At 59.8% G+C, this 23,738-nt stretch carries 21 protein-coding genes and 1 pseudogene; 14 read left to right on the forward strand and 8 right to left on the reverse strand.

Features of this window, described 5'->3' with window-relative positions:
• Positions 1 to 369 precede the first annotated feature (369 nt).
• Positions 370 to 612, forward strand: coding sequence for a type II toxin-antitoxin system Phd/YefM family antitoxin (locus AB8B29_RS34200; protein WP_037200943.1), 243 nt, complete (start codon positions 370 to 372; stop codon positions 610 to 612).
• Entirely contained in the window at positions 612 to 1,031 is a 420-nt protein-coding gene (locus AB8B29_RS34205) for a type II toxin-antitoxin system VapC family toxin (protein WP_037200942.1), read from the forward strand. The genes AB8B29_RS34200 and AB8B29_RS34205 overlap by 1 nt, the downstream gene beginning before the upstream one ends.
• Before the next feature lie 445 nt (positions 1,032 to 1,476).
• On the opposite strand, the gene AB8B29_RS34210 is transcribed toward AB8B29_RS34205, so the two are convergent.
• The 6 genes and pseudogenes from AB8B29_RS34210 to AB8B29_RS34235 form a co-directional block, all read right to left on the reverse strand.
• Positions 1,477 to 2,238 carry an ABC transporter ATP-binding protein gene (locus tag AB8B29_RS34210; protein ID WP_037200940.1) on the reverse strand — a complete coding sequence of 254 codons (762 nt, stop codon included), beginning with the start codon at positions 2,236 to 2,238 and terminating at the stop codon, positions 1,477 to 1,479.
• Positions 2,235 to 3,260, reverse strand: coding sequence for a FecCD family ABC transporter permease (locus tag AB8B29_RS34215; protein WP_439007112.1), 1,026 nt, complete (start codon positions 3,258 to 3,260; stop codon positions 2,235 to 2,237). Before AB8B29_RS34215 ends, AB8B29_RS34210 begins: the two co-directional genes overlap by 4 nt.
• A gap of 5 nt (positions 3,261 to 3,265) precedes the next feature.
• Positions 3,266 to 4,291 (reverse strand): ABC transporter substrate-binding protein, encoded by a 1,026-nt coding sequence (locus AB8B29_RS34220; protein ID WP_037200935.1) that lies wholly within the window; start codon positions 4,289 to 4,291, stop codon positions 3,266 to 3,268.
• A gap of 550 nt (positions 4,292 to 4,841) precedes the next feature.
• Positions 4,842 to 5,038 (reverse strand): annotated as a pseudogene (locus AB8B29_RS34225) (IS6 family transposase); the annotation flags it as partial.
• A 63-nt stretch (positions 5,039 to 5,101) separates the two neighbouring features.
• Entirely contained in the window at positions 5,102 to 6,457 is a 1,356-nt protein-coding gene (locus AB8B29_RS34230; RefSeq protein ID WP_037200933.1) for a GntP family permease, read from the reverse strand.
• A 48-nt stretch (positions 6,458 to 6,505) separates the two neighbouring features.
• Entirely contained in the window at positions 6,506 to 7,078 is a 573-nt protein-coding gene (locus tag AB8B29_RS34235) for a gluconokinase (RefSeq protein ID WP_037200931.1), read from the reverse strand.
• Positions 7,079 to 7,257: 179 nt separating this feature from the next.
• Here AB8B29_RS34235 and AB8B29_RS34240 point away from each other — a divergent pair, with 179 nt between their 5' ends.
• Entirely contained in the window at positions 7,258 to 8,274 is a 1,017-nt protein-coding gene (locus AB8B29_RS34240) for a LacI family DNA-binding transcriptional regulator (RefSeq protein WP_037200929.1), read from the forward strand.
• Positions 8,275 to 8,747: 473 nt separating this feature from the next.
• Here AB8B29_RS34240 and AB8B29_RS34245 read toward each other — a convergent pair whose 3' ends face one another.
• The gene (locus tag AB8B29_RS34245) at positions 8,748 to 9,611 is read right to left on the reverse strand and encodes a DeoR/GlpR family DNA-binding transcription regulator (protein ID WP_051964286.1); all 864 of its coding nucleotides are present in this window, start codon (positions 9,609 to 9,611) and stop codon (positions 8,748 to 8,750) included.
• 197 nt (positions 9,612 to 9,808) lie between these two features.
• On the opposite strand from AB8B29_RS34245, the gene AB8B29_RS34250 reads away from it, so the two are divergent.
• Positions 9,809 to 10,594 carry an SDR family NAD(P)-dependent oxidoreductase gene (locus AB8B29_RS34250; RefSeq protein ID WP_051964283.1) on the forward strand — a complete coding sequence of 262 codons (786 nt, stop codon included), beginning with the start codon at positions 9,809 to 9,811 and terminating at the stop codon, positions 10,592 to 10,594.
• A 55-nt stretch (positions 10,595 to 10,649) separates the two neighbouring features.
• On the forward strand, positions 10,650 to 11,735 hold the full coding sequence (locus AB8B29_RS34255) for a questin oxidase family protein (RefSeq protein WP_051964276.1): 1,086 nt from the start codon (positions 10,650 to 10,652) through the stop codon (positions 11,733 to 11,735).
• Positions 11,736 to 11,752: 17 nt separating this feature from the next.
• On the opposite strand, the gene AB8B29_RS34260 is transcribed toward AB8B29_RS34255, so the two are convergent.
• On the reverse strand, positions 11,753 to 13,267 hold the full coding sequence (locus AB8B29_RS34260; protein ID WP_037200927.1) for an FAD/NAD(P)-binding protein: 1,515 nt from the start codon (positions 13,265 to 13,267) through the stop codon (positions 11,753 to 11,755).
• A gap of 416 nt (positions 13,268 to 13,683) precedes the next feature.
• Here AB8B29_RS34260 and AB8B29_RS34265 point away from each other — a divergent pair, with 416 nt between their 5' ends.
• The 9 genes from AB8B29_RS34265 to AB8B29_RS34305 all read left to right on the forward strand — a co-directional run bounded on the left by AB8B29_RS34265 (position 13,684) and on the right by AB8B29_RS34305 (position 23,621).
• Positions 13,684 to 14,973, forward strand: a complete 1,290-nt coding sequence (locus tag AB8B29_RS34265; RefSeq protein ID WP_037200953.1) for an extracellular solute-binding protein — start codon at positions 13,684 to 13,686, stop codon at positions 14,971 to 14,973.
• A gap of 162 nt (positions 14,974 to 15,135) precedes the next feature.
• Positions 15,136 to 16,050 (forward strand): carbohydrate ABC transporter permease, encoded by a 915-nt coding sequence (locus tag AB8B29_RS34270; protein WP_037200952.1) that lies wholly within the window; start codon positions 15,136 to 15,138, stop codon positions 16,048 to 16,050.
• 65 nt (positions 16,051 to 16,115) lie between these two features.
• A complete protein-coding gene (locus tag AB8B29_RS34275; protein ID WP_439007147.1) occupies positions 16,116 to 16,877 on the forward strand; it encodes a carbohydrate ABC transporter permease in 762 nt (253 codons plus the stop codon).
• A 10-nt stretch (positions 16,878 to 16,887) separates the two neighbouring features.
• Positions 16,888 to 18,033, forward strand: a complete 1,146-nt coding sequence (locus tag AB8B29_RS34280) for a sn-glycerol-3-phosphate ABC transporter ATP-binding protein UgpC (RefSeq protein WP_037200924.1) — start codon at positions 16,888 to 16,890, stop codon at positions 18,031 to 18,033.
• Entirely contained in the window at positions 18,030 to 18,716 is a 687-nt protein-coding gene (locus AB8B29_RS34285; protein WP_037200923.1) for a cysteine hydrolase family protein, read from the forward strand. The genes AB8B29_RS34280 and AB8B29_RS34285 overlap by 4 nt, the downstream gene beginning before the upstream one ends.
• Positions 18,709 to 19,344 carry a cysteine hydrolase gene (locus tag AB8B29_RS34290; RefSeq protein WP_037200921.1) on the forward strand — a complete coding sequence of 212 codons (636 nt, stop codon included), beginning with the start codon at positions 18,709 to 18,711 and terminating at the stop codon, positions 19,342 to 19,344. Before AB8B29_RS34285 ends, AB8B29_RS34290 begins: the two co-directional genes overlap by 8 nt.
• 10 nt (positions 19,345 to 19,354) lie before the next feature.
• Entirely contained in the window at positions 19,355 to 21,187 is a 1,833-nt protein-coding gene (gene atzF, locus AB8B29_RS34295; protein WP_112440840.1) for an allophanate hydrolase, read from the forward strand.
• Between the two features lie 118 nt (positions 21,188 to 21,305).
• Positions 21,306 to 22,106 (forward strand): BtpA/SgcQ family protein, encoded by an 801-nt coding sequence (locus AB8B29_RS34300; RefSeq protein WP_037200917.1) that lies wholly within the window; start codon positions 21,306 to 21,308, stop codon positions 22,104 to 22,106.
• 15 nt (positions 22,107 to 22,121) lie between these two features.
• Positions 22,122 to 23,621, forward strand: coding sequence for an FGGY-family carbohydrate kinase (locus tag AB8B29_RS34305; protein WP_037200914.1), 1,500 nt, complete (start codon positions 22,122 to 22,124; stop codon positions 23,619 to 23,621).
• Positions 23,622 to 23,738: the final 117 nt, after the last annotated feature.

The following is a 23,738-nucleotide window of genomic DNA, read 5'->3' on the forward strand; positions in this document are numbered from 1 at the left end:
AAACGCTTGTCGTGCGACCTACGCCGCTGCGTACCGTTGGCCCTGTTGGCCCCATTCCCAATCAACTGCAGAGCGCCACTCATTCTGCTCCACTTACCCCGTTCACTCGCCAGCATTTCGTTTTTTCAATTTGTTAACCATATGAATTAATGATGTTCTTGGGCCAAGATGAATTGATTCCGTCTCTAGCTTCCGTTGTCGGTACAGCATTTGGCCGCACCTCTAACCATCGATAAGTACAGGGTATCGATGGTGATATGGTTAGTCCTTGACCAACTTACGGAAACGGCCATACGATCGGGCAGAATGTTGAGAGTGGTGCAAATCACCGCCTGCTCGACGAGAAACACAAACTTTGGGGCATTCATCATGACCGTTACCGTCAAGGTCGCCGAAGCCAAAACCCATCTGTCGGAGCTGCTGGCGAAAGTCGAAGCCGGCGAAGAGGTGATCATCTCGCGCGGGAACACGCCTGTCGCCAGGCTTTCGCGTATCCGTCGCGACAACGACGTCGACGCGCTGATCGCCGAGATCAAGGCCCAGCGCGCTGGCCGGCAAGTCACCACACAGGACGAAATCCGCGAATGGCGTGATGAAGGAAGGCGCTACTGATGGCCTTCGTTCTCGATGCCTCCATCGCCGCCGCCTGGTTTCTTCCCGATGAGCAACACGACGCCGCCGATCGACTGATATCGGAGATGCGTTCGACAGTGGGTCTCGTGCCTGCATTGTTCTGGTTCGAGACACGCAACCTGTTTCTGGTGGCCGAGCGACGTGGTCGGCTCAAGCAGGGCGAACCGCTGCTGCTGATGACACAGCTGCGAGGGCTGCCGCTGGACGATGCGGGATCGGGAGGGGACGGCCTCGTCCTGGAACTGGCGACCCGTTACTCGCTGACCGCATACGATGCGAGTTATGTCGCGCTAGCCAGAACGCAAGGTTTACCTTTGGCGACCGGCGACCGGAAAATGGCGACCGCCGCCCGCGGTGAAGGGATCACCATCGTTGGGCCGCTCGAGCATGAGCACTGACCTGTCGCCCTCTGGAAACACCGTTTCAAAGCGTGCCGAAGAACTCGATGCGCTCGACGCCATTCTGCCTGCATGATCGATTGGGGCGTTCGGACCAATCATTACACAACGTGGAACGAGCTGCGCGGCGTCCAACCGAGTTGGGCTGGCATACTGGCGGGTTACGAGAGACAAAGAACTGGGCCGATGTTCAGGGAGTAGCGGTAGTCCATGTCGAAGGAGACCACTTTATCCTCTACGATGCCGATAACGGAATTTTCTATGATCCTGGTTAATCAGATGGTCCCGATCTGCACACTCGCCTCGTTCCTATGGGCTACCTTCCAGTGCAATCGCCAGATAATGGCGGATAAATCAGGCAGACGGTTCGTACTGGTGTCCTGCGCCCCCATCTGGAGCGGCGACCACAGCATCACGAGGGCCGCGACCTTGCCACCGCGAGGGGTCACCGTAGATAGTGGATATGCGGCCGAGAGTGATGCTGTGAAATTTCGATCCGGGCCTCCACCGAGAAGATGTTCTTCAAGAGGCTTTCCGTCAGAACTTCTTCCGGTATGCCAGAGGCCACGATCCTGCCTTGCTGCATGACGATCAGCGTGTCACAGAACATGGCGGCATGGTTGAGATCGTGCAGGGCGACGATGCTGGTGATTGGCAGGCCGGAGACGAGTCGCATCAGGCCGATCTGGTGCTGGATGTCGAGATGGTTCGTCGGCTCGTCGAGGATCAGTTCCTGCGGCGACTGAGCGAGCGCCCTTGCGATATGGGTGCGCTGTTTCTCGCCGCCCGATAGATTCTGCCAGCGCTCGTCGCGTTTCTCCGCCATGCCGGCACGCGCGAGCGCACTTTCGACCGCTTCTTCATCAGCCCTTGTCCAGCCCGAGAACATCGACCGGTGCGGAAACCTTCCGAGCTTGACGACATCGACGACCTTCAGATTGGCATTCGTCGTGGCATGCTGCTCGACGAAGGCAATGCGCCGGGCGATCGAGCGGCGGCTGATCGTGCCGATATCGCTGCGGTCGAGCGTGACGCGGCCGGCATGCGGCCGCTTCAGGCCGGCGAGAAGCCGCAGCAGCGAGGTCTTGCCCGAGCCGTTCGGTCCGAGCAGGCCGAGCATCCGGCCGGGCTGCGCCTCGAACGAAACGCCGTCCAAAATGGTCTTCCTGCCAATTTTCCAGGTGAGGTTGTCGGCCTTGATGCTCATGACGTGCGCTGGAACCGGTAGAGGATGATGGAGAAGAAGGGAACGCCGACCAGCGCAGTGACGACGCCGATCGGCAGGATCTGGTTCGGAATGAGGGCGCGCGCAGCGATGTCGGCGAGCACCATGAAGATCGCGCCCCCGACGGCGCAGGCAGGCAGCAGACGGATATGGAGCGGCCCGACGGCAAAGCGGGCGACATGCGGCACGACGAGGCCGACGAAGCCGATCGACCCCACCATGCTGACTATCGTCGCCGTCATCATGGCGGTCAGAGCGAAGAGCACCAGGCGGGCGCGGCCGACATCGACGCCGAGCGAGGAGGCGGCCTCGTCGCCGAACGCGAAGGCGTCCAGCACGCGGGCATAGAACAGACAGGCGGCGAGGCCGAACCCGACGACGATCGAGACCAGTGCGAATTCCGGCCAGCGTACGCCGCCGAAACTGCCGAGCAGCCAGAACATGACGTCGCGGGCCTGCTGTGCATTGGCCGATGTCGTGACGATATAGGAGGTCGAGGCATTGAAGAGCTGCGATGCGGCCACACCGGCAAGGATGGTGCGGTCGGCGCCGCCGCGCGTGCCGTTCGACAGCAGCGCGACGAAGAAGAAGGCTGCGAAGGCGCCGGCGAAGGCCCCGGCCGATAGCGATACCGCGCCCGAGCCGACGCCTAAGATGACGATCGCGACGGCGCCGGTGGAGGCGCCGGCGGAGATGCCGAGCACATAGGGTTCGGCAAGCGGGTTGCGCAGCAGCGACTGCATGATCGCGCCCGACAGCGCAAGGCCCGCGCCGCAGAAGGCGGCGACGAGCGCGCGGCTCAATCGATAATCCCAGATAACAGTCTCGTGGATGCGGTTCAGCTCGACCGCGGTCCATCCGAGCCGGTTGGTGACGGCCGAAAATGTGGTCGCAAGCGGGATCGGCAGGTCACCGATCCCGACGCTGACGCCGACGGCGATCAGGCAGAGGGAGGCGAGCAGCAGTGCTATGACCGCTCCCAGTTGCCGGAAGACACTGCCCACTTTCGTCACTTCAGCAGACCGAGAGCCTTCAACTGCTCGGCCACCTGCTCGGCGCCGTAGATCGTGCGGACGGTCGGGTTCATCGCCTGGCCGTCCATGACGACGATCGCCTTGTTTTTGACGGCCGGGGTCTGGCTGACAGCCGGGTCGGTGTTCAGGAACTTGATCTTGGCCTCCGGCTTGTCGAGTTCCCAACGATTGCGGTCAAGACTGGCAACGACGATCACATCAGGATTGGCGGCGATGATGCCTTCCCAGCCGATCGTCGGCCATTCCGCTTCCGCTGTTATCGCATTATGCCCGCCGAGCAGGTCGGCAATGAAGCCGGAGGCGCTGTTCTTGCCGCCGACATAGGCATCGGCCGACGGGCTGGGACTGGAGAACCAGAAGACGTAGGACAGGTTCACGCCGTCCTTGGAAACGCTGGAGCGAAGCTTGGCCTCACGCGCCTTGAAGTCGGCGATCAACGCCTGACCGCGATCGGCGACATCGAAAATCTCGGAGAGTTCCGCGATCTCCTTGTAGAGAAGATCCATGTTCCACAGCTCGCCACGGCTGCCGTACTGGTCCTTGACGTCCTTGGTGCTGAGGCAGGTGCTGGGCGAGAGATAGGTGGCGACACCGACCTTGTCGAAATCCTCGCGCTTGGCGATCTTGCTGTTCGGTCCGACCAGGCTCGGCAAGGCCACCGCCACGAAGTCGGGATTTTCGGCGAGCATCGACTCAAAGGTCGGCATTTCCAAGGTCAGGAGCTTGATTTTGGCATTGGCCTCGGCGAGCTGCGGCAGGATCTTGCTCGGCCAGAAGGCGGTGCCGACCATTTTGTCCTGAAGGCCAAGCAGAAGAAGAATTTCGGCGCTGTTCTGGCCAAGCCCAATTGCCCGCTCAGGCGCTTTCTGGAAGGTGACCTTGGCACCGCAATTGTCGATGGTCAATGGATAGCTGGTCGAGGCTGCGGACACTTCTGTCGTGGCGATGCTCAGAGCGGCGCAGAGGCTTGAAATAGCGAAAAGTAATTTCAGTATTTTCACGGGAAATCCTGATCGAGTATAGGCGAGCGAGCCGCGGCGGAAAAATGTCGGCGCGATATAGCCCGTTTGTCAGGCTAAAAACAAGAGTATTATTATCATATTTTAGCTCGTAAATTCGATGGTTGACAGGCAAAAGGAGCAATATGACGCTCTCCTATGTCAGCCAGTTTTCCAGTCAAAGCAACGACTAAGACCGAATGGCCAAGGTTCTCCATCGGTTGCTGGAAGGGAATTTCGACGGGAAGCTTACATCGACCAGTGGGCAAAATTGACGAATGCATCCCAGGACACGGCTTCACGTGACATCGCAGACCTCTTGGCTAAGGGCATCCTGCGCAAAGGCGAGGCCGGCGGCCGCAGCACAGCCTACGAACTGGCTTTAGATCTCGATACGGACTGCCAATTCCGATCCGAGTAAGATCGGCGCGTATGCTTCATCATCCGGCTCGCTTCTTACATGACTACCAGCGTCTCGCGTATCGTCTGACCGCGCGACCGCATGGACAGGCATTTGTTCGCATTCCTCCGAGCCGCCCGGATGAGCGCTGGGGATCTCGTTAGCGAAGGTGCGCCCGAATTTCTCCGCCCACAGTCGGACCGTCCGATGTGAAACAATGATCCCCCGGGCCGCCGGCAGATCCTCGACCATCCGCAGGCTCAGCGGGAAGCGGAAGTAAAGCCACACCCCGTGGCGATGATTTCGGCTGGAAAGCGATGACGGCGGTAGACAGGCTCACGATCTGTCATGCCCCATCATCGCTCATCAAATTACAAACTCGCTTAAGTTTACGATGCCGCCGTCATACCGACCTAAACGACAAGTGACAGCAGCAAGATGAAGCCGAGGCCGACGACGGAGATGATCGTTTCCATAATACTCCAGGTCTTGAATGTCTCGGCAACCGTCATGTTAAAGTACTGCTTTACCAACCAGAAACCAGCATCGTTGACGTGGGAGAAGATCACCGATCCAGCGCCGGTTGCCAGTACAAGCAACTCGCGGTTGACGCCGGGGACGAGGGATATGACCGGCATGACAATCCCCGCGCCGGTGATTGTCGCAACCGTTGCCGAGCCCGTGGCGACGCGGATGACGGCCGCCACCAGCCAGGCGAGCAGGATCGGCGACACGGATGCCTGAACGGCCAAATGGCCAATGACGTCGCCGACGCCACTGGCAACGAGCATCTGCTTGAAGCCGCCGCCAGCACCGACGATGAGCACGATGGAAGCGACCGGTGCAAGGCTGTCGTTCAGCAATTTGATGATCTTGTCGCGCGAGAAGCCGCAATTGGAACCGAAGGTGTAAAAACTGACGAGGAGCGCCACAAGCAGGGCTGCAATCGGGTGGCCAATCAGGTCCATCCAGACGCGTACGGCGTTGTGCTCGGCAAGGGCGATGTCGGCGAGCGCCTTGAGAAGCATCAGGAACACCGGCATTAGGATCGTGATAAGCGTCACGGTGAAGCTTGGCATTCTGGCTGTGTCCACGTCATCGCGCACGAATTGCTCCATCAATTCCGGCGACGCTTCGCCTGGAATTCTCTTGGCGATGAATGAGCCGTAGATTGGCCCGGCGATCACAGCCGTCGGCAAGCCGACGATGAGGCCGTAGAAGATCGTCTTGCCGATATCCGCCCCGAAAACGCTAATGGCCAGCAGCGGGCCAGGGTGAGGCGGCACCAAACCATGGACGACCGAGAGACCGGCGAGAAGCGGAATTCCGACCTTGACGAGCGACACGCCCGACCGGCGCGCGACGATGTAGACCAGCGGCACGAGAAGTACGAAGCCGATTTCGAAGAAGAGCGGTAGCCCAACGAGGAAGGCTGCGAGCATCATAGCCCAATGCACCCGTTCCTTGCCGAAGGTGCGGATCAATGTCTGGGCGATCTGGTCCGCGCCGCCCGATTCCGCCATGAGTTTGCCGAGCATTGTGCCAAGGCCGAGCACGATGCCGACAAAGCCAAGGACCCCGCCGAAACCGTCCTGAAAGGACTTCATCACCAGGTCCGTCGCCATGCCGGAGGTGAGCCCCAAGAAACCCGCGGCGATGGTCAGCGCAATAAATGGGTGAATCTTGAAGCGCGTGATGAGAAGGATGAGGCCGATGATGGTCGCACCAGCATCAACCAGAAGATAGGTCTCTCGAGTCAGTCCGAGCATTGAAATTCCTCCGCGAAAAGTTCCGATTTGGACAGACGCCTGTCTGGTTTATGCTTTGAGCGCGCCGGATTGGGCCTTTGCCGGCTGCATCGGCCTGCCGCCGTCAGCACCTGGTGTCCGCTGCCACCACGCGACCGCGCCCCGCGCGATGTCCACGATGGGCAAGTTTGCGTCGACGGGATACACGTTCGCCTCGCCATGAGGTGGTTCGAGGGTCGCAAACTGGCTGTCGACGAGGCTGGCGGGCATGAAATGGCCCGGTCGGTGGCTAACGCGCTCGCCAGCCACCTGTCTCGTCATTTCCAGAAACACGAAGCCGAGGTCGGGCGTCTTGCCACGCAAAATGTCGCGGTAGCTTTTCTTCAGCGCCGAGCAGGCAAGCACGGGCCGCTCGCCGTTCCTGACGGCGTCCTGTAAGATTGTCGCAAGGCGCGCCAGCCAGCCAGCCCGATCCTCATCGGTGAGCGGATGGCCCGCGCTCATCTTTTTGATATTTTCTTCCGGATGAAAGGAGTCGCCTTCGATCATCGTGCCGTTAACGGCATCCGAAATCGCTTGGCCGACGCTGCTTTTGCCGCAGCCTGAAACGCCCATCACCACTAAGGCCGGCATCCTACCCATAATATCCTCCTCCGAGATAGCGCTATCTCATCCTTTTGAAGCAAATCGCCGGCAGAAGCCTGGCCGATTCAAAACGCGAGAATCGACGCTGTTTCCTCCCGCAAAGACGCCAAAACGACTTTGAGATAGCGCTACCTTATTAATCATTGTAAGATTTGGCAAGTCGGAGGAGATTCGTCATGAAAGACAGACCGTCGCGCGCCACCGGCCGGCCGACGCTTGCGCAGGTCGCAGCCCGCGCGGGCGTGTCGCAGATTACGGCCTCACGGGCACTACGCTCAATCGCAACGGTCGACCCGCAACTCGCAACCAGGGTCCATGACGCCGCCAAAGCACTGGCATATGTGCCCAACCCGGCGGCGCGGACGCTTGCTTCGGCGCGCAGTCATTCGATCCTTGTGCTTGTTCCCGCCTTGTCGAACCATCTGTTCATCGAGACCCTGGAGGCCATTCAAGATGTGCTGCGCCCGCGTGGGTTTGAGGTCTTGATCGGCAACTACCACTACCGCCAGGATGAGGAAGAAGAACTTATTCGCAACTATCTCTCGCACCAGCCATGCGGCATTCTGCTGACCGGCTTCAATCGGAGCGAGACCGCCGCACGGCTTCTGGCAAATGCCGGGGTGCCTTGCGTCTACATGATGGAACTGCGGCACGAGGAGGGCATCGTCTGTGTCGGCTTTTCACAAGAAGCGGCCGGCGCCAAGGTTGCCGAGCATCTTCTGTCGCGGGGACGGCGAAAACTGGCTTTTGTCGGAGCCCAGCTTGATGCCCGCGTTCTCCAGCGTCGCGATGGTTATCAGCAGGCAATCGCCCGGGCTGGTCTTCCCCCGGCGTTCGAAATCATGACGCCGGAACCGTCCTCGGTGGAACTTGGCGGCGATCTCTTCAATCGGCTCTTGACGGAGCATCCAAACACAGACGGGATCTTCTTTTGCAACGACGATCTTGCCTTCGGGGCATCCTTTGAAGCCCTACGCAAGGGAGTGGCAATCCCCGAGCAGATTTCGGTGGTCGGATTTAATGATCTGCCGGGAGCCGGACAGATGGTTCCGCGCTTAACCTCCGTTCGTACGCCCCGCGCTACCATCGGACAGCACGCCGCCTCAAGCCTTCTTAGCCTTCTCTGTGGGGAAACGCCGGAGGTCACGGCTTTAGATCTGGGTTTCAAGCTTATCGTAAGGGAAAGCAGTTGAACCGTGTAAACGTGAGATCGGCGAATTCCGTTTGCGACGAAACAAAACTGACCATGGCAGCTTGGGGACGTCATGTCTTCCCAAAATCCCTCACCGTCCTGACCGACGCCGATCTTGGCATGCGTCAGGAAGCTCCTAACCCGAGCGCATGAACGGTCGGCATGGCGAGCAGCCAGCGGAAAGTGATAGGGCCGACCATTTCGGCCACGGTCTTGACGTCGTCATTCTGAGGGACAGCCGCCAATCTGGCTACATTCTCCTAGGCGCCGCCCATTACGTGGAGTAATCGCGGCGATGCCGTTCGTGCGCTCGTCCACGGACATCGCGACCTGATAGAGCGGTGCTTCAAATCGAATGCAGCACTTCTGGCGCTTCGCAATACGCCATGACTGAAGAACCACTCGCTTCTCAAGCTTTGCCTTTCTCGCCGCGGAATGATCTGGAGACTGTGAATGTCGATTGGTCCCAACGCTTCACGCGGCCACGATGATCCGGACACCATGCTGGTTCAATGCGGCGGCGAGGTCGGCCGGGGGGGCTGCATCCGTGACAAGAACACTTACCTTCTCAAGCGGCACGATGCGCGACAAAGCCCGGCGCCCGAATTTCGATGAATCACAGAGAACAATGACGCTGCCGGCGCTGGCGATGAAGGCGCGCTTCACCTCGGTATCCTCGGGAGAATAATCGTAGAAGCCATTGGCATCCACGCCGGAAACACCGATGAACACTTTATCGAGAAAATGGCTCTTCAAACCCTCGACTGCCTGTGGTCCGATCACCGAATATTCCGGCACGCGAACCTGGCCCCCCAGAATGTAGACGGTGCTCTTTCCTTCCGCCATCAACATGCTGACGCGCAGATTGTTGGTGAACACGCGCAGATCCCGGCGCGGCGCCAGGGCGCTTGCAAGCGCCAGAATGGAGGTCCCGACATCAAGGCCAACGGATTCGCCCGACGCGACCAACTTTGCCGCCGCTGCCGCAATCGAGGACTTCTCCACCGCCTGCCGACGCATGCGCTGTTCGAACGGCGGCTCGTCTTCATCGAAGGTGGGCGCCGCCAGCGGACCCGCGGCGACCGCGCCGCCATGCGTGCGCTCGAGCAACCCCCGCTTTCCCAGGAGATCGAGATCGCGGCGCACGGTCATACCGGAAACGCCGAGCTCATCGGCTAGACTTGCGATCGACACGAAGTCGTTGTTTTCGAAAGAGGCGATGATGCGCGCGTGCCTTAGCGCCGCTGGAACCCTTTCCGTGCGGCCCTCGCCGTCACGCCCGGGGTTGGCCTCGAGGTCTGCGTCTGACTTGATGTCTGCGGGTCGGCCGTTTTCCATGTTTGCTTCCGTGAATACGCCGACAAAAGAGCGCGGGCGGTTCTCCCGCTGTACCTGGCCGTCTTTCCACCGCCGGAGGTTCAGCTGATGTTTGTGCCTAACACAAGCGCACGCGTGAATAAAGGTTGTTTTTTGTTATATAATGTTCAAAAGTGCAACAAATCGTCAAACGGCACATTTTCGGAATGTACTCAGTCATGGAGGCTTCATTGTCGGAATTCGCAGGAAAATCAGTCGTCGTCACCGGAGGTGCATCCGGTATCGGCGCGGCAATTACCAGAACGTTTCACGCAGAGGGCGCACGGGTTACGATCGTGGATCTCGATGCGGGCCGTGCTGCCGCTCTTGCCGGCGAACTGGGTGACAATGCCTTTTCCGGAGGCATTGACGTGCGCGATCGCGGCTCTGTGCAGGCGGCGATGGATGCCGTGATCTCCCAGCAGGGTGGCATCGATATCCTGTGTGCCAATGCCGGGGTATCGACGATGCAGGCTTCCGTCGATCTGACGGACGAGGACTGGGATTTCAACATGGACGTCAACGCCAAGGGTGTTTTTCTGTGCAACCAGATCGTTGTTCGCCATTTTCTGGCGACGGGCAACAAGGGTGTCATCGTCAATACCGCTTCGCTCGCCGGGAAAGTCGGCGCGCCGTTGCTGGCGCATTATTCGGCAAGCAAGTTCGCTGTTCTCGGCTGGACGCAGGCGCTTGCGCGCGAACTTGCGCCCACTGGCATCCGCGTCAATGCCGTATGCCCGGGCTTCGTGCGCACGGGCATGCAGGAGCGCGAGATCATTTGGGAAGGCAAGCTTCGCAACATGACACCGGACGAAGTGCGCCAGGAATATGTTACCCTAACGCCGATGGGTCGGATCGAGGAGCCGGAGGATGTGGCGGTGGTCGTCCGTTTTTTGGCCTCAGATGGTGCTCGCTTTATGACTGGGCAGGGTATCAACGTCACTGGCGGCGTTCGCATGGACTGATGTCGTTGCGTTGTTCGGACGATGAAATAGGGCGGGGAATAAAAGGACGAAGACAATGGGACCGAGCATTCAGATCGCCGCCAACACGCAGACGGGTGCATCGAGTGGCATCTGTCGTCACCCCAGGGCCAGTGCGCGGCTGCGGCCATTGATTGCGGAGGTTGGCCAGCGCAGCGGCGAATTTCCGGATTTTCTTGCCAATCACCTGCCTATGGTGCTGGAAGCCATGGGCAGGCTTGGTGCGACGCCGGAGCGACTGGAGGCCTACGCCCGTCACTATACGTTCGCCCATGCCGTGCCGTTTCCACCGCCGGCTATTGCATCGCTAACCGATCAGACATGGCGATCAGCACTTGGCCAGCGCGAGCGGGAAACTGATTTGCGCGACTATTTCGCCGACGTGGTTTCACGTATCGGCGGCAGCCAGGCCATCCGTGACCATCTACCCACACTCTTGCCCGGTGTCGCGGCGTCAGCCACCCACGGCCTGATGCGCCTCGCCTATGCCGTACTGCGCCGTGACGAGACGGAGATCGGCATCGCGCTGGGTTATTGGGCCGCGACTTATCTTGCCTTTCCGCCGACCGCCGACGCCCCGACAGTGACAGATCCGGTGGAGCAGATGCTCTCGATGCAAGCCGAGCCGAGCCTCAGGAACATTGCTGTTTCCTCGACGCTTCTGTGGAAATGGATCGAGGCCGCCGGCCGGATTCCGGCGTTTCAGCGGCACCTCGGGCAACTCGTGCCGGCCGACGATCTTCTCGTCCGGATACGACAAGCCTCCCTGGCACTTTATGCGGGCACGATGAGTTTCGAGGCACTTCACGCGCTGACCGGCAGCCATTGGGTGCGCCTCGTCAGCCCGCATCTCGATAGGCCACAAACCCTGGTAACGCATTTCTGGGAGGTGGTGCTGTCGCTATACACCAAGATCGGCATGCCAGATTTGCCCAGCGCGGAGATGCTGGATGCATGGCGTGCAGTACCCGTGCCACCCGACGAGGCCATAGCTTCCGCGGCTGTCGCGTCTGACGATGAACATGATCATTCCCTCGTCTTTTCCGCGCTCGAGGAATATCGCCACACCGGCGACCCGCTCTATCGCGTCGTCGCCGCACGCAGGGTCGGGCTCATCGACTGATACTGCCGGCGTCGGAGCTATGGCCCGGGGTCAAAGCCCGGCACCGTCTGCGGCTCGAAATGTACTTTGTCGTAAGCGTCCAGCGTTTGGTAAAACAGATCTGCGTCCTGCAGGAACAGTCCACGGCAGATACCGGCCACGAGCCTGGGTACGCCGGATTTAAGCCCGGTAATGCCGTTGCACACCGGCCCGAGGCTCGGGACGGCCGCGCTGTTGAAGATATGGATGTCCCGCAGCAACGGCGACTGACCGGGTTCCTTCTCCAGAAATTCGAAGGCGGGGCCGAGATAGGGGTAGGCGAGGAGACTGTCATCGGCTTCGCCGGCTGGCGGGGTGAAACGGTCGCCCCACGTGGCCACTGCGTCGATGATGCCACAAAGTTCCGGCCTGCGCCGGAGATCGACGGTATAGCCTGTCCCGAGCAAAAGGTGGTCGAAGACGAAATCGCCGGCGGCGGTTGACACGGCAATATCTCCATCCTGCATCCGCAACGTTTCGAGCCGAGCACCCATCACAAGCTCGCATTCAGGAAAGCGCATGGCTCGCTCGAACATTTCCGTAGTCGGCGGGGTCTTAAAGGCGAACATTCGGCGCGCGAACCGGTAGCGACTGATGTCGTCGAGGTCCGCGTAATGATTGAGGAAACCGGAAAAATTCGACCAGTCGAGAACTTCTGTGCGAGGCAGGCCCTGCGATCGCGCCAGAATGGTCACGGATTTGGCACCTGCCTCAAGCGCTGCGACCGCCCAGTCGAAACTGGATGCCGCCGCGCCGATCACGCCGACCGTCCTGCCCGACAGAAAGCCCATATCGATGGTCTCGCCGCTATGCGTCCAGCGGTCGCGCGGCAGAGCATCGGAGATCGCAGCCGGTACATGGTGCCCGCCTGCGCCTTCCATGCCGGTCGCTAACACGATCTTGCGGCAGGTCATCATGCGCTCGATGCCGTCCTTTTCCACTCGCGCGGCCAGATGACCATTGCAGATCTCGATGCCGAGAAGGTTTGTCTCGTTTTCAACATCCATGCCAACGGCACCGCGAAACCAGACGAGATAGGCCATCCAGTCGCCCCGTTCGATCTTGTCGAGTTTTTCCCAGCTTTGCGGGCCGTAGGCCGTTTCGTGCCATGCGCGATAGGTCAGCGAGGGGACGCCGAGGTCGGGGCCCGTCAGCGTCTTGGGGGACCGCAGCGTGCGCATGCGCGCCGTATTGAGCCATGGACCCTCTCGACCTGCAGGCGCGGTGTCGATAACCTTTACGCGCGTAAGACCTTGTCGCATCAGACCGAATGCCAGCGACAGTCCCGACAGGCCGGCGCCTACGATCACGACGTCATCCATCACCCGGCTGTTTTCGTCCCGACGCTCGGGAACCCATTCCCGCAAGGGCGCTTCGATGGCCGCCAGTTCCTGGTGGGCACGTTGTTCAAGCCGCAGGAGCGCATCGTCCCGTGCAGCTTGTGGCGTCACGCCGTCCGTCGCGCTCTGCACATTGGCCGGCGACGTCGCCGGAGTGCTCGTTGCCGTCCACATGTCCCTGATCTCCCTCGAGCCTGCGTCGAGAATAGATGGTGCAGGAAAGTTGTAAAGTGTGTGATTATGTTATTTTCTTTCTCCCTGCTCGTATTCTTGTCTTCAATTCACGCAGGAAACGATCTGCGCGCGCTCCATTGGGAGATCAATCTTCTCCGATCGATAAAGGAGATCAATTCTTAGGCATCGATTTTATCCCCTGGTTTTACGAAGGATTTTCATTCGTATTCAGAAAATGCCATAGGAGAAAGCAGAGAGTGATGATTTTTTCATCACTGCGCGGAACTAATAATCACCGATGTTCAATTTAGTTATATTTTCACATTTAATGTGAAATTTTGTTTGACAGCGGCTGAGGCTCAGATAGCGTCGCGGCAGATCTTCAATCTCCAAGGAAGGGCTGGACGCATATGACCATGATCTCCGTATTCCCGATGCCCAAGGCGACCCGCCTGTTGAGCATCGGATTGGTGACGCTGATGACATCGGCGGCTTTTGCATACGCCAAACCGCTGGATGGGGTCACCCTTACCCTTGCGTCCCAGAACGATCCGTTCGGTGCCGTGCTGACCAAGCTCGCCGCCGAATTCAAGCAAGACACCGGCGCCGACCTCAAGGTCGAAGTCATGGACTATGGGACTTTGCTCACCAAGACGACCGCCGATTTCGTCGGCAATACCAAGGGTTACGATCTTGTCACCATGGACATCGTATGGGCCGGCGCCTATCAGGAAAACGGCTATTCCGTCGATCTGACCGACTGGGTCAAGCGTGATGCCGCGGAATTGGACCTGGACGATATCTACCCGGTCATTCTTCAATCGCTGGGTCAGTACAAGGGCCACTATGTGGCCTTCCCCTTCGCGGCCTACGCCAATGTGCTTGCCTATCGCAAGGATCTGTTCCAGGCCGCCGGTCTCTCGGTGCCAACGACAGTCGACGAATTGGTGTCCGACGCCAAGAAGCTCACCGACCCTTCCAAGAAGCAATACGGCTTCGTGGCCAACGGCCAGAAAGGCCCGGCCGTCGCACAGGACTGGATGCAGTATAACAACCAGATGGGCGGTTCCATTCTCGACAAGGACGGCAAGCCGGCGCTCAACTCTCCCGAGAACGTCAAGAGTCTGACCGTCTACAAACAGCTGTTCGTCGAGACCGCACCCCCCGGCGCGATCGAATATGATTGGGGCGGTCGCGAGGAAAGCTTCCGTCAAGGCACCGCGGCCATGATGCAGACCTGGTCTGTCGGTGCGCCGGGCTATTCGGACCCTGCCTCGTCCAACGTCGTCGGCAAGGTCGGCATTACCATCGCACCGGTCGGCAAAGGCGTTTCGCCCCAATATGGCGTCGGCGGCTGGGGCATGGCGATCAATGCCGATATCGATCCAAAACAGAAGGAAGCCGCCTGGACCTTCATCAAATGGCTCGTCAGCAAGAAGATCCACAAGGAGTTCAACATGGACGGCGCCGGCTCCTTCATGCGCAAAAGCGAGATGACCGATCCGGACCTGACGGCCAAGTTCGACTTCCTGCCTGTCGTTGCCAAGACCTATGAAAACGGCAATGGCGACTACCGTCCGCGTATCCCTGAATACCCGGAAATCCAGGACATCCTCGGTGCCGCCGTGAACTCCGTTCTGGCGGGCGCTGCTGAACCGCAGGCAGCCCTCGATGAGGCCCAAGTGGAAGCCAAGAAACTGTTCTAGGTTTCACGTGCCCGTTCAGCGATATTAGGGCTCCCCGCCGCCGGCAGGCGGGGAGAGGGCATTCAAACGTGCATTGCGTTGAAAAAACTCAGGATTGAAACCGAAATGAACCAGCCATTCCTCGCCACCGGCGAAGATGCCAGCCGACCGCGGCAAGCCGGCATGGGTCTCTTCACGATCGGCCGCAGTTTTTCAGATCGTCGCCGTTTCTTCCTCTTCTTCATGGCGGCTCCGGCCGTGCTTTATGTCCTGGCCATTGGTGTCTGGCCTTTGGCGCAGGGCGTCTGGTACAGTTTCTTCAACTACAATCTGCTGCGTCCGGCCCGCACCAAATTCATCGGTCTTGGAAACTACATCGAAATATTCTCGGACCGTTCCGCGCTGCAGGCGATCGTCAATACGTTCGAGTTCACCATCGCCAGCGTGAGCCTCCAACTGATCTTGGGATTTGGCCTCGCACTGCTTTTATGGCGCGACAGCCGCTTCAACCGTGTGGCGCTGGCTTTCCTACTCGTTCCCGCCACCATCACGCCGCTGGTCGTCGGCCTCATTTTCAAGGCGCTTCTGGGGGCTGACTACGGCCTTGTCGGCTATTTTCTAGCGGAGGCCGGTATCGGCCCGCGAACCGGATTTCTCACCGATGCGGGAACTGCACTCTGGGTGCTGATCCTCATCGATTGCTGGGAATGGACACCGTTGATGGCGCTGATCCTGCTTGCAGGACTTAAATCCTTGCCCAACGATGTTATGGAGGCAGGCCGCACCGACGGCGCCACAGCCTTGCAGCGTTTCACCCTTCTCATCCTGCCGCTGATGCTTCCTTCCATCTTCCTCGCGCTCATGCTGCGGATGATGGACGCGTTCCGGGTATTCGATTCCGTGTTCGTTACGACTGGCGGCGGGCCGAATGACGCGACCAACACGCTGATGGTGCTGGCAGTCAAGGAGGGCCTGCAGTTCTTCAACGTCGGTTACGCCTCGGCGATCGGCAATATCACTCTGCTGTTCATCGCCATCATGGCCGCCGTGCTTCTGCTCATCGTGCGCCGTGCCGATGTCCGGATCAATGGGAAGTGACGCCGATGTCCAACGCTTCGACCCGACAGATCCTGTTCGAGCGGACTGCCGTTCTGATCATCACGATGCTGTTTCTATTGCCGGTGCTCTGGCTGATCACCACGGCCTACAAGCCGTCCAACCAGATTTTCTCGATTCCACCAAAGCTCGGTTTCCAACCGACGCTAGACCAGTTTAGAAAAGTATTGACCTATTTCGATGTCGTCTCGCTGCTGCGATCCTCCATCGTGATCAGCCTTGGCACCACCGTTCTTTCGCTTCTCCTTGGGGTGCCTGCTGGTTACGCGCTGGCACGGTCGCGTTCCCGTTACGCCAGTTTCTTTGCCTATTTCTTCCTCGCCATCCGCATGGTTCCAGCCATTGCAGCCCTCATCCCCTTCTATCTCATGATGCGCGACATAGGGCTGCTTGGAAGCTGGTGGGCGGTGATCATCATCAATACAATGCTCAACTGCGCCTTCGTCACCTGGATGATGTTTTCTTATTTCCGCGCCCTTCCGCGAGATATGGAAGAAGCTGCAATGACGGATGGCTGCACGCAGATCGGCGCATTTTTGAAGGTCGCGGTCCCCGCTGTTCGCTCCGGCATCATCGCCTGCATCCTCTTCTGCGTGATGTTTTCGTGGAACGACTTCCTCTACCCGATGTTTCTGACGACGCTCGATTCCAAGCCGATCTCGGTGGCCCTCCTGACCGCCTACGGCACCAAGGATGTGACCTGGGGGTCGCTTGGTGCGCTGGCGCATTTCTCCACCATTCCGATTGTCCTGATGGCGCTTTTCCTGAACCGCTATTTCGTTCAGGGCGCGACCAACGGCGTACAATAGGAGCCGATCGATGGCCCAGATTTCCTTCGAGAATGTCTCCAAGACTTATGAGGGCGGCCATTCCGCGCTGCATGGGCTGAATCTCGACATCATCGATGGTGAATTCATGGTTCTTGTGGGACCGTCCGGCTGCGGCAAGTCCACGGCGCTGCGAATGATCGCGGGTCTTGAAGACATTACCGGCGGAACCCTGAGGATCAATGGTCAGGTGGCAAACGATCTCGCGCCGCGCGACCGCGATATCGCCATGGTGTTCCAGTCTTATGCTCTCTATCCGCATCTGACAGTTGCCGACAACATCGCCTTCGGCCTCAAGGTCCGCAACGTCAGGCGCGAGATCATCGAGAAGAAGGTGCGCGAGACTGCGGCACTGCTTGAACTCACAGAGTATCTGGATCGCAAGCCTGCCCGACTGTCCGGTGGCCAAAGGCAGCGCGTCGCCATGGGTCGCGCGCTGGTGCGCTCCCCCCATGCCTTTCTCATGGATGAGCCACTCTCTAATCTGGACGCCCGCCTTCGCGGCCAGATGCGCGCGGAAATCGCCAAGTTGCAGCGTATGAGCGCGGTCACGACCGTCTATGTCACGCACGATCAGGTCGAGGCGATGACCATGGGGCATCGGGTCGCAGTGATGAACAAGGGCACCCTCCAGCAGCTCGACACCCCCCGTCGTCTCTATGACAAGCCCGTCAATCTGTTCGTTGCCAGCTTCATCGGCTCGCCGCCGATCAATTTCATGGAAGGCACCATCGCGGCGGAAGGCGGAAGGCCGGTGGTTCAAGCCGGAGCGTTCGCCCTGCCGCTCGGCGCAGCCGGCGAGCGTTGCGAGATCAGGTCAGGCCGCAAGGTGATCGTCGGCATCCGGCCCGAGGCCCTCAAGCTCACAAGCGATACCGGCGCGGCGGGCACGATTTCGGCGCGCGTCGCCTTTGTCGAGGATCTGGGGGCAACGCTTCTGGTTCATCTCGATGTTCAGGATGCCACCATGATCCCTTCCACCGTGATCGAAGAGGAAAAGGATCTCCTGTCGGTCCGTCCGCGTCTGAGATCGATGATCGACAGTGGCCGTTCGGTCACGGCGGGCGAGACGCTGACCTTCTCGGTCGATCCGTCGGCCATCCACATCTTCGACGCGGAAAAGGGCATGGCACTATGAACGAACGCCCCGTATCAAGCTTCTGGCCACTTGGCGGCACGTCAGTCAAAAGCGCGATGGCGATTATTCTCATCGACATGCAGATCGATTTCTGCGCGGCCGGCGGCTGGATCGATCAGCTCGGCGAAGACGTTTCCAACACTCGCGCCGTTATTCCGCCCATTAGCCAGGCACTTGCAGCCGCAAGGAGCGCCGGCATCGCCGTTATCCACACGCGCGAGGGGCATTTGCCTGATCTGTCCGATCTCCACGCCAACAAACAATGGCGCACCCGCGTTCATGGGCTGGGGATCGGCGATATGGGCGCCATTGGGCGGATTCTTGTCCGTGGCGAGCCTGGATGGCAGATCATCCCGGAACTCGCACCACAGGCCGACGAATTGGTGATCGACAAGTCCGGAAAGTCGGCGTTCCATCAGACCGATCTGGAGGTGGAACTGCACAAGCGTGGCGTCTCCCGTGTGGTGATCACCGGCGTCACTTCAGACTGCTGCGTGCAGTCGACCATGCGGGATGGTTTCGAGCGTGGCTTCGAATGCGTCTTGCTCGAGGATTGCACGGCGGCGGTCGAGACACCGAACCATCTGGCGACGCTTGAGATTCTCAAAGCTTACGGCGGTCGTTGGGGTGGGGTCTCTTCCCTTGCCGCCTTCCAAACCATGCTGGAGCGCGCCGATGTCTGATCTCGGAGTCAGACCCTTCGGCCAGATTGAAGCCGTGCCATATCACTGGCCTTTCGACGGATATTGGTCACCGGCCGATAGCGCCCTGTTGCTGCTCGGCTTTCAGCGAGGCACGATTTCGGCACTCTCCGCCGCGCCGGCTTTTACGGTGGCGCTGCGCCTGTTGGCGGCCGCCCGAGACCGCGGCCTGTTCGTTGCGGCATCGCGCCGTGTCGCCTTGCCCGATGGTGACATGGTCGCCCGCCGCCGTCATACCATGGGCGATGTCGTCCCGGCCGAAGGCTCCGACGACTGGGCTTTTCCGCCACAACTCGTTCTGCCGCACACCGCTTTGGTGATCGATCATCCCGGCGATAACGCCTTCTACAAGACAACCCTCGAAAAGCAGTTGAAGGCCCGTGGCGTTCGCAATCTTCTGATTGCCGGATTGCCGACGGAAGGTCTGGTGCACGCCACCCAGCGCACCGCCAACGATATGGGTTTCGAGTGCCTTGCCGTTTCAGATGCTTGCCAGGGCACGAGCGAGCCGCGCCACACCGCGCAATTGCGCATCACCACATTCGGCAATGGCCTCTTCGGCACCGTTGCCGCCGCCGCCGCTGTCCATGCGGCACTGACAAAAGCTTGAGGAGCGTTCCATGTCCAAGCCAGACTGGTCTGCCGCAACCGGCAGTCTCGATCTCGACACATTAACCGAGGCCTACGCTGCCGGCACACTGACGCCAACTATTGTCATCTCCGCCATCTATAACCGTATCGCCTCGCGTGGTGACGATCACGTCTGGATTCATCTGATATCGCGAGAAGACGCATTGAAGGCCGCGGCAGCTCTTGAAGCTGAGGGTTATGATGGGCGGCCCCTTTGGGGCATCCCGTTCTCGGTCAAGGATTGCAACGACGTTATCGGCTTGCCCACCACAAATGCGCTGAAAGAAAGCGCATACGTTGCCACGTCCAGTGGGCAAGCGATCACCCGGCTGTTCGATGCTGGCGCCATCCTGATCGGCAAGACCAACATGGACCAGTTCGGCATCGGTCTCGTCGGCATGCGCACACCCTATGGCGCCTGTTCATCGGTCTTCGACGAGCGCTACATTTCCGGCGGCTCGAGCTCTGGCTCTGCCGTCTCGGTCGCTGCCGGCCTTTCAAGCTTCTCGATCGCCAATGACGCCGCCGGGTCCGGCAGGGTGCCTGCCGGCTTCAATAATATCGTCGGCATCAAGCCGACGCCGGGTCTCGTCAGCAATGCCTGCGTCTCCGGCGGCGGCTGCGTCAAGACCATCGAGACGCTTGCGGTTTTCGCACTCACCGTCGACGACGGCATGAAGGTGACGGAGCTGATCGCCGGCTATGACCCTACCTATCCGTTTTCCAAGCCTGAAGCGGACGCGGTCAAACTGACGCCCGCTGCGCCGCCGCCACGATTCCGCTTCGGCATTCCGAACGGGGCTGCCCTTCGCTTCTTCGGCGACACCGAGGCCGAGCGCCTGTTTCGCGAAGCCGTTGCTCGGATGCAGGCCCTAGGCGGAGAGGTGGTAGAGGTCGATTTCACCCCCTTTGAGGAAACGCAACGCATTCTCTACGAAGGCCCCTGGATTTGCGAGCGCGCCCTCAGTCTCGATGCCGTGCTGGAAGAACACCGCGATGCCATTCACCCCGTGACACGGCAGATCCTTTCCAATTCAGGCAAGTTCACGGCCCTCGATACTTTTGCAGCCATCCACCGCATTGCCGAACTCAAGCGCGACACGCGGCCCATCTGGGAGGATATTGCCGTCCTGATGGTGCCGACGACACCAACCATCTACACGAAGGATGAGATCGCCGGCGACCCGATCGCGTTGAACGCCAGGCTCGGCATCTACACGAACTTCGTCAACCTGATGGGCCTCTGCGGCATTGCCGTCCCCAACGGTTTCCGCGACGACGGATTGCCGTTGGGCGTGACGTTTCTCGCGCCAGGGTTCGAGGAGGCCAAAGCGGCGGGGATCGCCGCTGCTTTCCACCGCGCCACGGGGCTTCCGCTCGCCATGTTCGACAATCCCTACCCCAACACTGCAGCCCGGCCGCTCGATGAAGATTATCGCGAGATTGCCGTAGTCGGTGCCCATCTTTCCGGCATGCCGCTCAATCACGAACTGACGACACGCGGCGGCGTCTTCCGGCGGACGGCCAAGACAAGCAATGCCTACAGGCTCTATGCCTTGAGTGGCACCGCACCACCCAAACCGGGTCTCATCCGCGCGAGGGAGGGCGGCGGTCCCATCACGGTCGAAATCTGGGCTTTGCCAGCTGCCGGCTTTGGCGATTTCATCGCCCGTATTCCGGCTCCCCTGGGCGTCGGAAAGCTCTCGCTTGAGGATGGCACGGAAGTCACCGGCTTTTTGTGCGAAAGCACGGCCATCGCCGGTCAGCCCGACATCACCGTTCATGGTGGCTGGCGTGCCTACCGCCAGAGCGTTGCGGCTTAGGAATGAGGGGCGAACTCCACAGACTACCCGATAAACTCGAACTCTGGAAACACGCATATGCCTGACCCCGGCTTATCTCAATCCGGATATCGGCATTCCTGCAAGGAAGGAAAAAACAATGGTCTTTGATTGCTTTGGCGACCGCAAGAAGGTCGTGATCTCCATGGCGCATATTGGTGCGCTTCCCGGCTCGCCGCTCTATAATGCGGACGGCGGCGTTCAGAAGCTGATCGACGACGTCATGACGGATGTCGAGAAACTGCAGGACGGCGGAGTCGATGCCATCATGTTCGGCAACGAAAACGATCGACCCTATGTTTTCAAGGCTTCCCCCGAAAGCATCGCCGCGATGACTGCCATCGTTCAGGCGATCAAACCCGCCATCAAGGTTCCCTTTGGCGTAAACTATCTTTGGGATCCGTCGGCAAGCGTCGCCATCGGTGCGGTGACCGGGGCGAGTTTCGTGCGGGAAATCTTCACCGGCCTGTTTGCCTCTGACATGGGGTTATGGCAGCCGGACTGCGCGAGCGCATCGCGACTTCGCAGTTCGCTTCGTCGCGACGACATGAAACTGCTTTTCAACATCAATGCCGAATTTGCCTATTCGCTCGATCAACGACCCATCGCACTGCGGGCCAGAAGCGCGGTATTCTCATCGCTCGCTGACGCGATCCTGGTGTCCGGTCCGATTACCGGTCAGCCCGCCGAACAGTCCGACTTGCGCTCGGTCTGCGAGGCCGTGACGGACGTGCCGGTCTTCGCAAACACCGGCGTCAATCTCGACAATGTCCGCGATGTCCTATCCATCGCGCAAGGCGTGGTGATCGGCACGCATTTCAAGATCGACGGCAATACGTGGAACGCCGTTGACGGCAGTCGCGTCAAGCGGTTCATGGATTTGGTCGAAACGCTGCGCTAGATTGGAGATTGGCGAATGACCATGGTTCTTGGCCTCGATATCGGAACGACCTCGACCATCGGCATTCTGCTGCGACTGCCCGACAAGATCCTTGCCACCGCGTCCCGTCCCGTTTCCCTGCGATCACCGCAGATCGGCTGGGCGGAGGAGGATCCCGCTGAGTGGTGGGAAAACGTTCGCTCGATCGTTCCGGAGCTTCTGGAAAAGAGCGGGGTGCAGGCAAGCGACATCATGGCAATCGGCACGACAGGCATGCTTCCGGCCGTGGTGCTGCTCGATTCTGCCGGGACGGTAATCCGGCCTAGCATCCAGCAGAGCGACGGACGTTGTGGTCTTGAGGTAGGCGAACTGAAGGTCGAATGCGATGAAGAGGCATTCCTGGCAAAAGCGGGAAACGGCATCAACCAGCAGCTCGTTACGGCTAAGTTGCGATGGATCGAACGCCATGAACCAGAGAATTTCAAGCGCATTTCGGCGGTTCTCGGCTCTTACGACTATATCAACTACCGGCTAACGGGCGCGCTTGCCGTGGAGCAGAACTGGGCACTCGAAGCGGGATTCGTCGATATTACGCGGCACGAGATCGACGACACCCTCGTCGCACTCGCGCATATACCGCGCTCGGCCATCCCGCCGAAGCGAGCGTCGCACGCGATCACGGGTCAAATCGATGAAAGAGGCGCGCGCGAGACCGGCCTTGCGATCGGAACTCCGGTCGTTGCCGGAGCGGCCGACATGATCGCTTCGGCGCTTGGCGCTGGCGTCGTCGACGCGGGCGATGTGCTTCTCAAATTCGGCGGCGCCGTCGATATTTTGACGGCGACAGATGTCGTGCGCCCAGACACCCGCCTTTTCCTCGACTACCACCTGGTGCCGGGACTTTTCATGCCAAATGGATGCATGTCGACCGGCGGCTCGGCGCTGAACTGGTTCATTGAAACCTTTGCTGGTGGGGAAAAAGAAGCCGCGAACGCCGCCGGGCTGACGATCCACCAGCACCTTGACAGGATGGCGGATAAAAAAAATGCCGGCGCCGATGGGCTGACGATCCTGCCTTATCTGCTCGGCGAGAAAACGCCCATCCACGATCCCGCCGCACGCGGCGTGGTCGAAGGTCTGACCTTGTCGCATGATCTCGGCCATATCTGGCGGGCCCTGCTCGAATCCTATGCCTATGCCATCCGGCACCATATCGAGGTCCTCATCGACATGGGCCATAACCCGGTCCGCTTTTTCGTCTCGGACGGCGGCGCGCAAAGCAAGATCTGGATGCAGATCGTTGCCGATGTCCTGGAAGTTCCTGTCCAACGCCTATCCGGCCATCCGGGCTCCTGTATCGGCGCGGCCTGGACGGCCGCCATCGGTGCAGGTCTGACGGACGACTGGAGCGGCATTACCGGTTTGGTCACCTTCGCCGAACAGTTGCGGCCGAATGCGGAAAATCGGCCCAATTACAGAAAGGCGTATCGTCGCTATCGCGACGTCTACGAGAAGCTTTGTCCTCTTTGGCGGTGACAAAGGCCGCCCTGATTACCCGAGCAAGGCTCGCCGCGATGAGCGGTGCAGCGCTGGCTTCTTCTGCAAGATTGGCCCGCAAATAGGTCGACGGATCGCCGCTGAGGCAACTTCGTT

It is taken from the genome of Rhizobium sp. 11_C7_N12_5 (assembly GCF_051811145.1).
Lineage (GTDB): Bacteria > Pseudomonadota > Alphaproteobacteria > Rhizobiales > Rhizobiaceae > Rhizobium > Rhizobium lusitanum.